12 protein-coding genes and 1 pseudogene are annotated in these 13,180 nt (G+C 54.0%); 6 read left to right on the forward strand and 7 right to left on the reverse strand.

Annotated features, from left to right (window positions below; all coding sequences use genetic code 11):
* The first annotated feature begins 124 nt into the window (after positions 1 to 124).
* The gene (locus QY332_12585) at positions 125 to 508 is read left to right on the forward strand and encodes a YkvA family protein (GenBank protein ID WKZ34450.1); all 384 of its coding nucleotides are present in this window, start codon (positions 125 to 127) and stop codon (positions 506 to 508) included.
* 13 nt (positions 509 to 521) lie between these two features.
* Here the strand turns inward: QY332_12585 and QY332_12590 are convergent, their stop codons facing one another.
* Positions 522 to 1,364 (reverse strand): crosslink repair DNA glycosylase YcaQ family protein, encoded by an 843-nt coding sequence (locus QY332_12590; GenBank protein WKZ34451.1) that lies wholly within the window; start codon positions 1,362 to 1,364, stop codon positions 522 to 524.
* Between the two features lie 40 nt (positions 1,365 to 1,404).
* On the opposite strand from QY332_12590, the gene pgl reads away from it, so the two are divergent.
* The 3 genes and pseudogenes from pgl (at position 1,405) to zwf (ending at position 4,646) form a co-directional block, all read left to right on the forward strand.
* Positions 1,405 to 2,109, forward strand: coding sequence for a 6-phosphogluconolactonase (gene pgl / locus QY332_12595; protein WKZ34452.1), 705 nt, complete (start codon positions 1,405 to 1,407; stop codon positions 2,107 to 2,109).
* 20 nt (positions 2,110 to 2,129) lie between these two features.
* Positions 2,130 to 3,044 (forward strand): annotated as a pseudogene (gene gnd / locus QY332_12600) (decarboxylating 6-phosphogluconate dehydrogenase).
* Between the two features lie 117 nt (positions 3,045 to 3,161).
* Positions 3,162 to 4,646: a glucose-6-phosphate dehydrogenase gene (gene zwf, locus QY332_12605; GenBank protein ID WKZ34453.1), complete on the forward strand. Its 1,485-nt coding sequence runs from the start codon at positions 3,162 to 3,164 to the stop codon at positions 4,644 to 4,646.
* Positions 4,647 to 4,793: 147 nt separating this feature from the next.
* Here the strand turns inward: zwf and QY332_12610 are convergent, their stop codons facing one another.
* A complete protein-coding gene (locus tag QY332_12610; protein WKZ34454.1) occupies positions 4,794 to 5,432 on the reverse strand; it encodes a YigZ family protein in 639 nt (212 codons plus the stop codon).
* Between the two features lie 235 nt (positions 5,433 to 5,667).
* Between QY332_12610 and QY332_12615 the strand changes: the two genes are divergently transcribed.
* A protein-coding gene (locus QY332_12615; GenBank protein ID WKZ34455.1) for an IS5 family transposase occupies positions 5,668 to 6,440 on the forward strand; the annotation gives its coding sequence in 2 pieces (ribosomal slippage) (positions 5,668 to 6,001 and positions 6,001 to 6,440; 774 coding nt in all).
* A gap of 266 nt (positions 6,441 to 6,706) precedes the next feature.
* On the opposite strand, the gene QY332_12620 is transcribed toward QY332_12615, so the two are convergent.
* From QY332_12620 to QY332_12640, 5 genes are read right to left on the reverse strand one after another with little or no spacing between them, the layout of a single operon-like run.
* Complete coding sequence (locus QY332_12620) at positions 6,707 to 7,105, reverse strand: VOC family protein (protein ID WKZ34456.1); 399 nt, start codon at positions 7,103 to 7,105, stop codon at positions 6,707 to 6,709.
* A 6-nt stretch (positions 7,106 to 7,111) separates the two neighbouring features.
* Complete coding sequence (locus QY332_12625; GenBank protein WKZ34457.1) at positions 7,112 to 7,492, reverse strand: AraC family transcriptional regulator; 381 nt, start codon at positions 7,490 to 7,492, stop codon at positions 7,112 to 7,114.
* 54 nt (positions 7,493 to 7,546) lie between these two features.
* The gene (fdhF, locus tag QY332_12630) at positions 7,547 to 9,763 is read right to left on the reverse strand and encodes a formate dehydrogenase subunit alpha (protein ID WKZ34458.1); all 2,217 of its coding nucleotides are present in this window, start codon (positions 9,761 to 9,763) and stop codon (positions 7,547 to 7,549) included.
* On the reverse strand, positions 9,760 to 10,458 hold the full coding sequence (locus tag QY332_12635; protein ID WKZ34459.1) for a 2Fe-2S iron-sulfur cluster-binding protein: 699 nt from the start codon (positions 10,456 to 10,458) through the stop codon (positions 9,760 to 9,762). The genes fdhF and QY332_12635 overlap by 4 nt, the downstream gene beginning before the upstream one ends.
* A gap of 12 nt (positions 10,459 to 10,470) precedes the next feature.
* A complete protein-coding gene (locus QY332_12640; protein ID WKZ34460.1) occupies positions 10,471 to 12,318 on the reverse strand; it encodes an NAD(P)H-dependent oxidoreductase subunit E in 1,848 nt (615 codons plus the stop codon).
* 118 nt (positions 12,319 to 12,436) lie between these two features.
* Between QY332_12640 and QY332_12645 the strand changes: the two genes are divergently transcribed.
* Positions 12,437 to 13,171, forward strand: a complete 735-nt coding sequence (locus QY332_12645; GenBank protein WKZ34461.1) for a GntR family transcriptional regulator — start codon at positions 12,437 to 12,439, stop codon at positions 13,169 to 13,171.
* The last annotated feature ends 9 nt before the right edge of the window (positions 13,172 to 13,180 follow it).

Here is a 13,180-nt window from a genome sequence, read left to right on the forward strand (position 1 = left end):
CCCGCTTTCCGACAACTCCCCACTGTGCGTTGCATGTCAGGTATTAATAAGCTAATCTCCTTTTTTGATACAATGAGACCACACTAACTCGTGTTTTCTGTGGATTGAAAAGGAGCAAGGCACCATGTTTAAAAAACCAAACGAAGAGTTTGTCAAAGAAGGGGCGCAAACCGTCACGGAAAAAGATGTTGAAAAAATTATCAGCAAATCTGAAGAACTCAAAAAGAAATTCAGCGCCAGGGGTCCGCTGGCGCGGTTTAGGGAGGATGGTCAACTTCTGATCGCGATCGTCAAGGATTACTGGTCAGGCGCGTATCGCAAGATCCCTTATGGCACCATCACATCGATCGTGTTCACGCTCATTTACGTCCTAAATCCCTTCGACTTGATACCGGATATGCTGCCGTTCATCGGTCAACTGGACGATGTTGCGGTCATGGGAGCGTGTTTGATCCTGATCGAGCAGGATCTGCACAAGTATAATGACTGGAAACAGGGGCAGGCGTGAAAAATTGAGCCGTCTATAATCCCCACAGAGCGATCCACTCGCCGGCATGTTTCGGATGTTGGGCTGCTGACAATTTTTCAATTTCAACCAATTTACCAACGCTCTTCTTCACCACCTCATTCCCCCAGCCGAACAACTTCTGCACATCGCGCAATTGAGCCGCACCGACCATGTCGAAATACAACTCCAGCAGTTTCGCGCGCGCCTGTGACTGGGTGATCTTGCGTGCCTGCTCGGACAGGTCGGGGAAATGATGTGTGGTGATCCCGTAGATGTGCGAATACTTCCACGCACCCGCCTGTGCCACGCCAACCGGCAATATTTTGAAATCGCGCTGTAAATATTCCAACGCCTTGCTGAATTCCGTATCCTTTACATTGGAAAGTTTCGCCAGTTTCCGCAAGTCCAGCGTGTTCAATTTGCCATGCTCGAGCAGAGTTTCATAGACCTGCTTCGCGGCTTGCGTCAAGCGTCCCTCGTGATAGGCAATCAGATAATCTTCTTCAGGCTCACCATAATTCTCGGAGAGCGCATAAAAATAGGGTGCGATCTCCAGCGAGATCATCGTCGCTTTGCCGCGCATAATTTTCCCGTAATACCATATCTTTTTATCGAGGGCATCATCCTTCCAGCCCCAGGTGATGTGACCGGGATCATCGTGTTTGTCGGCAACAGGTCGGTCGCCTGCAACCGCCGTCCACAGCGAGGGCAGGACAATCCCTTTGATGGGCCAGAAATAGACGAAGCCGCGCTGATTGACAAAAGTCAATGCCTGGCGCAGAGTCGAAAGCCGTTTTGCGGGAGGCAGGTTGAAGGTCCGCGCGCGAAGCGTTTGCAATTTCTTAACATTGAGCATGCCTGCATTTTAGTCCATGTGAGTTACAATCGCAAAGAAAATGATCAAAATCTTTAGGGACACGGACGAGCTAAGTCAATTTGCGGTGGTGGCATTCATCGAGACCGCGAACCAGTCCATCGCAAAGCGCGGGCGTTTTTTGGTCGCGCTCTCTGGCGGCAGCACGCCCATGAAGTTATATGGACGGCTCGCTTCGGAAACACTGGATTGGAGCCGCGTTCATTTCTTTTGGGGCGACGAACGTTGTGTGCCTGTGGACGATGCTGGCAATAATTACGGACAAACAAAAAAAGTCCTCTTCGACAAAATCGGGAAGACAAACATTCACCGCATCAGTTCCGAACTCGAACCCGGTTCCGCTGCGAAGGACTATGCCCAAACCCTGAGCGGATTCGCGGACGCGCCGTTCAGCTTTCCCCGTTTCGATCTTGTCCTGCTCGGCATGGGCGATGACGGTCACACCGCCTCATTGTTCCCCGGATCGCCCATTGACATTAAAACACCCGCACTCGCTGTAACCGCGCACTATCAAGATCGCCCCGCAAACCGCGTGACCCTGTCTCCGCTGGTATTCAATCAGGCAAGAGAGATTTGGTTTTTGGTGACAGGCGCCGGCAAAGCGGAGACATTGCGAAACGTCTTGAAGGGTGAAAGAAATCTTGAAAAATATCCCGCACAACGAATCCAGCCCGTGGATGGGAATCTGGTTTGGATGGTTGCTGAAGCGGCGGGGAGTTTTTTGTAAAAGACCCAAAGGAGTTTACCAACATGGACCTGGCAATGATCGGGCTTGGCAAAATGGGATTAAATATGGCGACCCGCCTCGTGCGCGGCGGACATCGTGTTATCGGACATACCCGCTCAAAAGAAGGCGTGGAAGCCGCGATCCAAAACGGTGTGGACGGCGCGTTTTCGCTGGAAGAGGCCGTCGGCAAATTGACATCCCATCCGAGGATCATCTGGGTGATGGTTCCTGCGGGAAAGCCCACCAAGAAACTCATCGAAAATCTCGTCGGGTTGCTACGCAAAGGTGACATCATCATCGACGGCGGCAACTCGAATTACAAGGACACCATCCAGCATGCGGAAATGCTCGCCACCAAGGGCATCCACTTTGTGGACTGCGGCACCAGCGGCGGGATTTGGGGACTCGCCGAAGGCTACAGCCTGATGATCGGCGGCAAGGTCGAGGCGACCGAAATCCTGCGCCCCATCTTCGAAACGCTTGCCCCCGCAAAAGATTTGGGTTGGGGGCGCGTTGGTCCACATGGCGCAGGACATTACGTCAAAATGGTGCATAACGGCATCGAGTACGGCATGATGCAAGCCTTTGCTGAAGGATTCGGCATCCTGAAAGCAAAGGATGAATTTGGACTCGACCTCGCGCAGGTCTCGCACATCTGGCAGCACGGAAGCGTGGTCCGCTCATGGCTGTTGGATCTGGCGGCAAATGCCCTCGACGAAGACCCCGGACTAAAGGACATCAAACCCTGGGTGGCGGACTCGGGCGAAGGCCGCTGGACGGTGTTCGAATCCATTGACCTCGATGTGCCCGCACCTGTCATCACCCTCGCGCTGCAAATGCGCTTCGCCAGCCGCGATGAGGAGAACTACCCTGCCCGAATGCTGGCAGCGCTCCGCAACCAGTTCGGCGGGCATGCGGTCAAAAAGGCGAAATAATCATATCCGGTGTTTGAGTAACCCCGCGTGTTTTTCGCGGGATGTATCGAAACCACCAGTTGATGAAAAGCAGGAAGTTTAACAGTATTCCCTCGGAGTAAATATGGAATTAGTGTTATGACCATCCCACTTTATAACGGACTCCCCGCCACGATCATCATCTTTGGCGCATCAGGCGACCTGACGCAGCGCAAGTTGATCCCCTCTCTGTTCAATCTCTTCCACAAACGGCGTACGCCTAAGAATCTCCGGATCATCGGTTTCGGCGGCACGGATTTTACCGACGAGCAGTTCCGCGAGCACCTGCACAAAGGACTGAAGGAATACGCGGGTTATCCGTTCACTGATGAGGACTGGAACCTCTTTGCACCAAAACTGCGGTACCTGTGCGGGAAATATAATGAAATAAGCGCCTTCCAAAGGCTTAGTGAACAACTCGCCAAATTGGAAGACGGCGAAGCGAACCGCCTGTACTACATGGCACTTCCGCCCACCCTCTTCCCTGCCATCCTGGACAACCTTGATTCGACGGGTCAACTGCATGAGAATAGAGCCTGGCGACGCGTGGTTCTGGAAAAGCCATTCGGCACAGACCTTGAGTCTGCTGTGACGCTTAACAAACAAGTCCACAAGGTACTGAGTGAAAATCAGATCTACCGCATTGATCACTATCTCGGCAAGGAAACCGTACAGAACATCCTGTTTACGCGCTTTGCAAACACCATCTTCGAACCCGTCTGGAACCGCACCTATATTGACCATGTCCAGATCACGGTTGCCGAGAAAGTCGGCCTGGAGCACCGCGCAAAATTCTATGACGGCATTGGCATCCTGCGCGACATGTTCCAAAACCACCTGCTTCAATTGCTCACCCTCGTTGCAATGGAGCCTCCTGCCTCGTTCAGCGCGGGCCACTTGCGGAATGAAAAAGTGAAAGTCCTCAGTGCGATCCAGCCGATGACCTCCGAGCAGGTGTCAGCAAATACGGTACGCGCTCAATATAAAGGCTATCGAAAGGAGGGCCAGGTCAACCCCGATTCTGCCACGGCCACGTACGCAGCACTGCGTCTCTTCGTGAACAACTGGCGCTGGAAGGGCGTGCCGTTCTTTTTGCGTTCGGGCAAAAATCTCACTGAAAAACATTCACAGATCATCATCCAGTTCAAGGAACCCCCGCTCGCCATGTTCCCCATGCAAACATTGAAGGCGAACATGCTCGTGCTTTACCTGCAGCCCGATGAAGGCGTGCACCTGCGCTTCGAGGCCAAAGCCCCCGATACCGTCTCTGAAACGCGCTCGGTCGACATGGAATTCAAATACGCCGAAGCCTTTGGCAAAACCGCCATCCCCGAAGCCTATGAAAGACTCCTGCTCGATGCCATTCAAGGCGACGCCGCGCTCTTCACCCGCGCAGATGAAGTGGAAGCCGCCTGGGCGCTGATCGACCCAATTTTGCAAACGTGGGAAACGCATCAGACTCCGCCATTGGCTGTTTACAAACCAGGCAGCTGGGGCCCACCCGAGGCAGATACCCTGCTCGCCCGCGACGGACGCCGCTGGCTTAATGAAGAAGCCAGCCTGATGCTGGAAAAGCAGGCATGATTCCGCTACAGCCGGGGTTGCCGCGTTCCCATTGCATGGGGAGGATCCGGATGAAGTACTACGCGCGGCGGACAACGCACTTTATCACGCAAAAAATTCTGGGCGGAATTATGTAATGACCGCAGGCAACCCTCCATAACAATGGTTCTACTTGACAGGCACAATCTCTTCCTTGGTCTCGATCACTTCCGCCTGAATCTTCCCCGCAGATAGTTCGCGCAGGTCAGCCTGGAACGCTTCGAAATTCTCCACGGGGAATTGAAGAGTCGCAGTGATATCCCCCGCGTAATCTTCGCCCAAAACCTTCCCATGATTCTTTGACACCAACAAACGCATCCGCTCCAGCAGGTTGTATGGAATCGCCGCCATCGCCACGTGGACTGGGACTCTCCGTCCCCGCTCCACGGCATTGACCACCGACTGCGCCGCTTCGGTGTAGGCTTTGACCAATCCGCCCGTGCCAAGCAGGGTCCCACCGAAATAGCGGGTGACGACCAGAACCGCATCACCAAGTCCACTACCACGCAGGACAGTCAGCGCAGGTTTGCCCGCCGTGCCGCTCGGCTCTCCGTCGTCCGAAAAATACTCCGTGACCGTGTTCCCGCCGCCAATGATATACGCAGGGACGTTGTGGGTCGCATCCGCGAATTCCTTTTTGATGCGCGCGATGAACGCCCGCGCTTCGTCACTGGAGAATGCGGGCGCGAGCGTGGCAATGAAGCGCGAGTTGACCACCGTCTGCTCGCGGCGGATTTCGTTGAGCGGGACGAGGTAGGGGTTGGACATGAGGGGGATTGTACTTGAAGATCATAGCAGACCTGACAGGGCGCATCGAGAAGACCGCCTTAACGAATGAATTATGGAGGCGCATGAGTGAAAAAGAAATAAAAGAAGTTGATAGGTTTGATGTAGTTTCAGAAGACGGCAGAGTTTTCACATTGGTTGTTCATCAAACATTTATTATTAGAAGCTATCTCAAAAATGGTAGACTGGGGCTCAAACCCGAACTGGGAGCGAGCCAATGGACATCAAAGACGAACAATGGGCAATTGTCAGACCCCTTCTTCCTAAGCCTGTTAGAAGAGCGGATGGACGCGGCAGGCCGAGGGTCAATGATCGCGAGATCCTAAATGGCATCCTTTGGATTTTGCGAACGGGAGCACGTTGGCAGGATTTGCCAGAGCGCTACCCGCCATACCAGACTTGCCATCGACGCTTTCAAGAGTGGGTGCAGGCGGGGGTCTTCGAAAAGGTGCTGCAGGCTCTGGTGAGAGACGTGAAAGAGCGTGGCAAGCTGGATTTGACAGAGTGTTTCATCGATGGCAGCTTTGTCATCGCAAAAAAGGGGGCCGAGGGGTGGGAAAAACCAAGCGGGGCAAGGGTACAAAGCTCATGGCAGTGGCAGATCGCGCTGGTCTTCCTATCGCCATATCCGTTGAAAGTGCTTCGCCGCATGAAGTCAGACTGGTCGAAAGCACGCTCAAAAGCCGTTTCACCAAGGAGCGTCCGGGAAAACTGATCGGTGACCGAGCGTATGATAGTGACCCACTTGACGAGAGGTTGCGAAAACAAGGCATTGAGCTGATCGCACCTCACAAGACCAACCGCACAAAGCCACGCACCCAAGATGGCAGGCCTCTGCGGCGTTATCGAAACCGTTGGAAGATCGAGCGGTTGTTTGCTTGGCTGCAAAACTTTCGGAGAATACAGACTCGACATGAACGGATCCTTGAAAACTATCTTGCCTTTGTCTTGTTGGGCTGCATGATCATTTTATTCAGATCGTGTTTTTGAGATGACTTCTAGCCATTCGCATGATGGAAACATGTCACATATACCCGGGTTGAAAAGAGCGACAACCACCGAGGAATACTCCGTAAATCACAAGGGAGATAATACTTTTGAAATTGTAGAACTTAGCCTTTTGGTGACTAGAGTTCAAGACTGAGTAAATCGGCAAAATATAAATAGAGATCCGAGATTTCGGAAATCTCGGATCTCCTGATTGTAATCAACAAAACGGGACTGTATTCAATCACGGTCCCGTTTTGTTTAAAGTATCACTCACCCGTGACCTGATAAATCTGTATTAAGTTTCCGCATGTGTCGTTCAGCACCGCCACAGTGGTGGGACCCATATTCGTCGGCTCCATCGTGAATTCCACACCAAGTTGTTTCATACGTTCATATTCTCTTTGCATGTCGCTGACCTCGAAGGCTGTGAACGGGATCCCGTCTTTGACAAGCGCTTCCTTAAGCGCCTTCATCGCCGGGTAGTTGGCATTTGGCTCCAACAGCAGTTCGGTGCCATTCGGCTCATCAGGTGAGACCACGGTGATCCAGCGCGCGCCGTCTCCCAAGGGAATATCTCGTTTTAGAACAAAGCCCATGGCATCAGTATAAAACTTCAGTGCCTTGTCGTAATCATCTATCGAAACGCTGGTCAGTTTGATTTTCATGTGGAGTTATCCTTTTCTCAAGAGTTGTGTCGCCGCGCTGCAACCCAGGGCACGGAACTCGCTCGGACTCAGACCGAACTGCCCTTTGAACGCCTTACCGAAGGCCGCGTGGCTATCGTAGCCAGCGGCGAGCGCGACCTCGGTGATATCCACCGCGCCCATGCGGAGTTTGCGCGCGGCACGTTCCAGCCTCATACGGCGGATGTAACTGGCGGCGCTTTCGCCGGTCTGCGCGGTGAAGACTCGGTGGAAGTGGGGGATGGAGAATCCCGCCACCTCCGCCAGCACGTCACGAGGCAGCGGCTCATTGAGATGCTCGCGGATGTAGAGTTTGACGTTCTCGATGCAGTCCGAATGATCTTGCATGGTTTGAATGGTGGCGACCATGCGCCAAGTCTATTGCACCTAACACCTTGCGGGCTACTCCAAATGTATCATTATCTAATATCTTCCACGCTCCAACACCACTTCGGGATTGGGTAGATCCTTCTCCCTTGCGGGGAAGACCTGCACGGCGCAGGCTTTGAATTCGGGGATCTTCGCCTGCGGGTCGAGCGCGTCGTTCGTCAGCAGGTTCGCGGCGGCTTCGGCGAAGTGGAAGGGGATGAAGACCACGCCGACGGAGGTCTTCTCGGTGATGCTGGCGCGCAGGACGACCTCCCCGCGGCGGGATTTTACGCGCACGGGGTCGTTATGCCGTATGCCGTGGATGTCCGCATCGGCGGGGTGAATCTCCACGCGGGCTTCGGGGTATGCCTCATTCAACGCCGAGTTGCGGGTCATCGTACCTCCGTGCCAATGTTCGAGCACGCGCCCCGTGGTGAGGATGAACGGGAATTCATCGTCCGCTTCTTCCATGACGGGGACGTAATCGAGTTGGTGGAACTTGCCTCGTCCGCGCGGGAAGGATTCGGTAAAGAGGGTCGGCGTGCCAGGGTGATCGAGCGTTGGCACGGGGTAGATCAAGCCGACCTTTTCGATGCGCTCGTAGGTGATGCCCGCGTAATCTGAATTGACGCTCGCCATTTCGCGCAGAATCTCTTCGGGGTTGGAATAGGTCCATTTCGCAGTGGGCAAGCCGAGGCGTGATTCGAGGCGCAGCGCCAAATCGCAGATGATCTGCCAGTCAGGTCTTGCATCCCCACGCGGCGGATGCGCGGCGCGGACTCGCTGTACGCGGCGATCCGTATTCGAGAACGTCCCGTCTTTTTCGGCGAAGGGCGTGGCGGGCAGGAAGACATCCGCAAACGCACCACTCTCATTGATGAAAATGTCCTGCGCGACGATGAACTCAAGTGCCTGCATGTGTTTGCGGGTCTCGTTGAGGTTCGGCTCGGACATCATTGGGTTCTCGCCCATGATGTACAACGCGCGGACGCCGCCTTCGTGCGCATGGCTGAGAATTTCAGTGGTGGTGAGCCCCAGCTTGAGGCTCAACCCGCCTTCTTCGATATTCCACGTCTTTTCCCACTTGGCGCGGTTGTCGGGATTATCCACGCGCATGTAACCGGGATAATGAAAAGGCATACAGCCCATGTCGCTCGCGCCTTGCACGTTGTTTTGTCCGCGCAATGGATTCAGCCCCGTGCCGTCGCGTCCAATGTGACCCGTGAGAAATGCGAGGTTGATCAACGCCAAGGCGCTGGCAGTGCCGTGTGAAAGTTGCGAGATGCCCATGCCCCAATAAATGGCGGCGTTCTTTGCTTTGGCATACATGCGCGCTGCATTGCGAATGTCTTCAGCAGGCACGCCTGAAATTTCTTCAGCGTATTCTGGGGTGAACTTTTCAAGGGATTCGGCAAACTCATCAAATCCCTCTGTGCGTGATTTTACAAATTCCCAATTTACCAATCCCTCTTTCACGATCACATGCGCCATCGCGGAAAAGACAGGCACGTTCGTGCCAGGCTTGAGCGGCAGCCAGAGTTCCGCCATGTCCACCAGGTCGATGCGGCGCGGGTCCACGACGATCATCTTTGCGCCATGCTTCATCACAGCTTCCTTCATTTGCAAAGCAATGATGGGATGGTTCTCGGACGTGTTCGAGCCAGTCACAATGAACACGTCGTTCATAATGACCTGCGAGGCGGTGTTGCTCATCGCAGACGAACCCGTCGCTTGTTGCAATGCCACCACCGAACCTGCGTGACAGAGACGCGTGCAGTGATCTACATTATTGGTACGGAAGATCGCGCGATACATTTTTTGCAACAGATAATTGTCTTCGTTTGTGGCTTTGGCGCAGCAATAGACCGCCATCGCGTCCGAGCCGTCGCGTTGACAGATGCGGACGAGATTATCAGCGACGAAATCCAGTGCAGTGTCCCAATCGGTTTCGACCCAGTCCCAATCGTTGGAAATTTGTGAAGTAGGGATTGGTTTGCCATCCACACTGACAGCAAAGACCTGTTCGCGTCCTTCGGGCTTTGGTTTGCCTTCGAGCAAATAGCGGCGCACAAGCGGCGTGGTCACGCGCTTGGGATGATAGACAAAATCATAACCGAAACGTCCCTTCACGCACAAATTCCCGTGATTGACAGGCGAATCGAACGGGCTGGTGACTTTGTAAATAAAGTCATCCTTCACATGCAATTCCAACGTACAGCCCACCCCGCAGTAGGGGCAGGTGGTGGTGGTCACCCGGTCTGATTTGATCATCGCGGTTTTCTCTGCTTTCTGCCCGTATTCATCACGCTGATCTCATTCGGGCTCATGCCTTGTTCCAATAAAAATTCACGCTTCGGTTTTAGCGCGCCGGTCGGACAAACAGCCACGCACTGTCCACACAGCACACAGGACGTTTCCGGAATGGTTTTATCAAAGAACGTGCCGATCTGCGTCTCGTATCCGCGCCCGTCGAAGTTGATCGCAAAGGTATATTGCGCATCGTCCGCGCAGACCTGCACACAGCGCCAGCACAGCAGGCACTTCGAGTAATCACGGATGTACATCGGGTTGTCATCCTTGACCTCCGACTCGCGGCGCTCGGCGTCGGGGAAGCGATTTGTTGAGGCGCCATACTCGCGCATCATCCCCTGGATCTCGGGCGCCTCGGACAGATCCATCGTGGACGCAAGCATCTCCAAAATGGTGCGCCGTGCGCGGATGACCTTTTCGCTTCGCGTCTGGACCTGCATGCCTGCTCCCGCCTTGACAATGCAGGCAGGCTGGAGCACTCTCTGCCCCTCCACCTCCACGATGCAGATCCTGCAGACCGCATTCGCCGTCGTCGCTTCGTGAAAGCAAATCGTGGGAATGTCCTTGCCCATTTCGCGCGCCACATCCAACAGGGTCTTGCCCTGCTCGGCGGTTACTTCCTGTCCATCAATATTTAGGGTGATTGTCTCAATCATGTCTCTCAGCCTTTAGCGTTTCTTCGCGGATTTGTGCGCTATTGTTTTCTTTGCCGAACTTTTCTTTGCAGGCTTTGCCTTCACAGCCTTTTTAGCGCCGGCTTTTTTCACAATCTTTGCCTTTGCGCCCGCCGCTTTCTTTCCTCTTTCATCTTTCTTCTTCGGAAGCGAACTCCCAGCCTCCGCACTGAACAACTCGGGCCACAATTTCATCGCGGAGAGCGTCGCGCTCGCCGCCGTCTGCCCAAGTCCGCAGATGCTGGCGTCCGTCATCGTCCAGCCGACATCCTGCAGGCGGATCAGGTCGCCTTCCTCAATCCTTCCCTCGGCAATGCGGTCCAAAATTTCCATCTGGCGTTGGGTTCCCAACTGGCAGGGATAGCACTTCCCGCAGGACTCATGCGCGAAGAATTTCCCAAGCCGTTTCAATACGTCGCGCATGTCGCGGGTTTCGTCGAAGACCATTACCACGCCCGAACCGAGCGGAAGTCCCGCCGCACGCAGGTCTTCGAAGGTCATTCTTACATCAAGATGTTCGGATGTGGCAAAAGCTCCCGCCGCGCCGCCGAACAGAACGGATTTCAATTGTTTCTTGTCTGCAACGCCGCCCGCCATATCCAGCAGTTCGCGCAAAGTCAGCCCAAATGGGACTTCATACAACCCCGGCCGGATTACATCACCGGAAAGACAAAACAACTTGGGCCCGGGGGATTTCTCCGTGCCGATCTTTCGGTAGTTCGCTGCGCCTTTTTCAAAGATGAGGGGCACGTTACATAACGTTTCTACATTATTAATGACGGTTGGTTTTCCAAACACACCATGAGTCGTCGGGAAGGGCGGCTTCACACGCGGGAAACCGCGCTTCCCTTCGATGGATTCGAACAGCGCGGTCTCCTCGCCGCAAATATAGGCACCAGCGCCGACGCGGATTTCAATGTCAAAATCATTCAAATACCCCGCTTCTTTTGCTTCCTTCAAAGCATTCTCCAAAACAGGGATGATATACGGATATTCCGCGCGCACGTAGATGTACCCTTTTGTTGCGCCAACGGCGTGCGCGGCAATGCACATGCCTTCGATTGTCCGGTGCGGATCATCCAGCAGCAGAATGCGGTCTTTGAACGTACCGGGTTCGGACTCATCCGCATTGCATATGATGTATTTTTGATCGGCGTGAGCGTTCAACGCCCCTTCCCATTTGATACCCGTCGGGAAGGCCGCGCCGCCGCGCCCCACCAGCCCGGAAGCTTTGATCTCATCGATCACGTCCAGGCGGCTTTGCGAGCGGACCTTTTTCAGCCCATCATATTCACCATACCTGGCAAGGGTGGTCGTGCCATTCCCGCAATTCTTCGTCAACACACGGATTGGACCGTAGATCAAAGACCGTGGGCGGTCTTCTTCAATGGAGCCGTCACCCACCGTCCATCGTCCACTGTCCATCGTCCACACCGCAGGCGCAAGTTCGCACATGCCCAGGCACGGACTCGGCTCGATGGTCAGATCCAACTTCGGGTGAGTCTGACCGTGTCCCCCTGCGGGATGCGGTTTTACGCCATATTGTTTACAAAGTTTTTTTAGAAGTCCATCCGAGTCCTTGAGCCCACAGGCGGGGTCCGTGCAGACACGAATCACCTTTCTGCCGACCGGCTCGTTGTAAAACAGGGCATAAAATTCGATCACACCATGTACATCGGCAAGCGGCACGTGCAGGGTTCGCGCAACCTGCGAAACGACATCCTGTGGCAGCCAGCCATACAGGCTTTGAGCGGCATGCAGGGCGGGCAAAAGCCCTGAACGGCCCAAGGGGGCATATTTTTCGATTGCAGGTTTCAGTAGGGTGAGGTCAATTTCAGACATTAAGGCTCCAATACACCGAGTATACCCGACGGGCAATATATAACCGATGACATTTTTCGTGACACACAGCACTTCCGAAATCAGGCGGAATTATATATAATATATAATCATGGCGTCAATGGTCGATAAAGAACTTACCCACAAACCCCTAAAAGAGGAAATCTACGATGCGCTCCATCGGCAGATCATTGCGGGTAAATACGCGCCCGGCGACTGGCTGAGGCAGGAGGATATTGCCAGCCAGATGGGCGTCAGCATGACGCCTGTTCGAGAGGCGCTCGATCTGCTTGTTTCAACAGGGCTGGCCGAACGCGTGCCGTATCGAGGTGTGCGCGTGCGTGAAATGTCCACGAAGGATATTGTGGAGGCATACGGACTGCGTTTGATGCTCGAAGCAATGATAGCCAGGGAAGCGGCAATGAACATCACGCCTGCGCAGTTCTCCAACCTGAAAAAGATACTGGATGAAATGAACAGGCACGTTGATTTAAGCGAAATGCCGCAGGAACGGCAGCTAAGCCGCGAGTTCCATTCCGCCATTGCGGACGCTTCGGGAAACGACCTGTTGGTTAAATTGTACGCCGTGGTGGCAAACGCATTCCCTGACTGGCTTTTATATGAAGCACTCTATCGCAAGCCCGAACTGCTGGCAGGCAGTGTCGCCCAAACGCACGACGAACACGTGGCGATATTGGATGCGCTTGCCAAGGGTGATGCGGAAAAAACCGTAAAGGCATCGATTGAGCATGTGATGGATTCCGGCAAATGGCTGGAAGACTATCTCAACATCCCTGCAAAGTTATTAAGGGAAAAGGAACAGCAGGTATTACCCTTGTTGAAGAAATCAAAATAATCAGGAGGC

It is taken from the genome of Anaerolineales bacterium, assembly GCA_030583885.1.
Taxonomy (GTDB): Bacteria; Chloroflexota; Anaerolineae; order Anaerolineales; family Villigracilaceae; genus Villigracilis.

Excerpts from the sequence above, each read along its gene's own strand:
- QY332_12640 (WKZ34460.1), bottom strand. The coding sequence starts at position 12,318 with ATGTCTGAAATTGACCTCACCCTACTGAAACCTGCAATCGAAAAATAT.
- fdhF (WKZ34458.1), bottom strand. The coding sequence starts at position 9,763 with ATGATCAAATCAGACCGGGTGACCACCACCACCTGCCCCTACTGCGGG.
- zwf (WKZ34453.1), top strand. The coding sequence starts at position 3,162 with ATGACCATCCCACTTTATAACGGACTCCCCGCCACGATCATCATCTTT.
- QY332_12620 (WKZ34456.1), bottom strand. The coding sequence starts at position 7,105 with ATGAAAATCAAACTGACCAGCGTTTCGATAGATGATTACGACAAGGCA.
- QY332_12645 (WKZ34461.1), top strand. The coding sequence starts at position 12,437 with ATGGTCGATAAAGAACTTACCCACAAACCCCTAAAAGAGGAAATCTAC.
- pgl (WKZ34452.1), top strand. The coding sequence starts at position 1,405 with ATGATCAAAATCTTTAGGGACACGGACGAGCTAAGTCAATTTGCGGTG.
- QY332_12610 (WKZ34454.1), bottom strand. The coding sequence starts at position 5,432 with ATGTCCAACCCCTACCTCGTCCCGCTCAACGAAATCCGCCGCGAGCAG.
- QY332_12625 (WKZ34457.1), bottom strand. The coding sequence starts at position 7,492 with ATGGTCGCCACCATTCAAACCATGCAAGATCATTCGGACTGCATCGAG.
- QY332_12590 (WKZ34451.1), bottom strand. The coding sequence starts at position 1,364 with ATGCTCAATGTTAAGAAATTGCAAACGCTTCGCGCGCGGACCTTCAAC.
- QY332_12585 (WKZ34450.1), top strand. The coding sequence starts at position 125 with ATGTTTAAAAAACCAAACGAAGAGTTTGTCAAAGAAGGGGCGCAAACC.
- QY332_12635 (WKZ34459.1), bottom strand. The coding sequence starts at position 10,458 with ATGATTGAGACAATCACCCTAAATATTGATGGACAGGAAGTAACCGCC.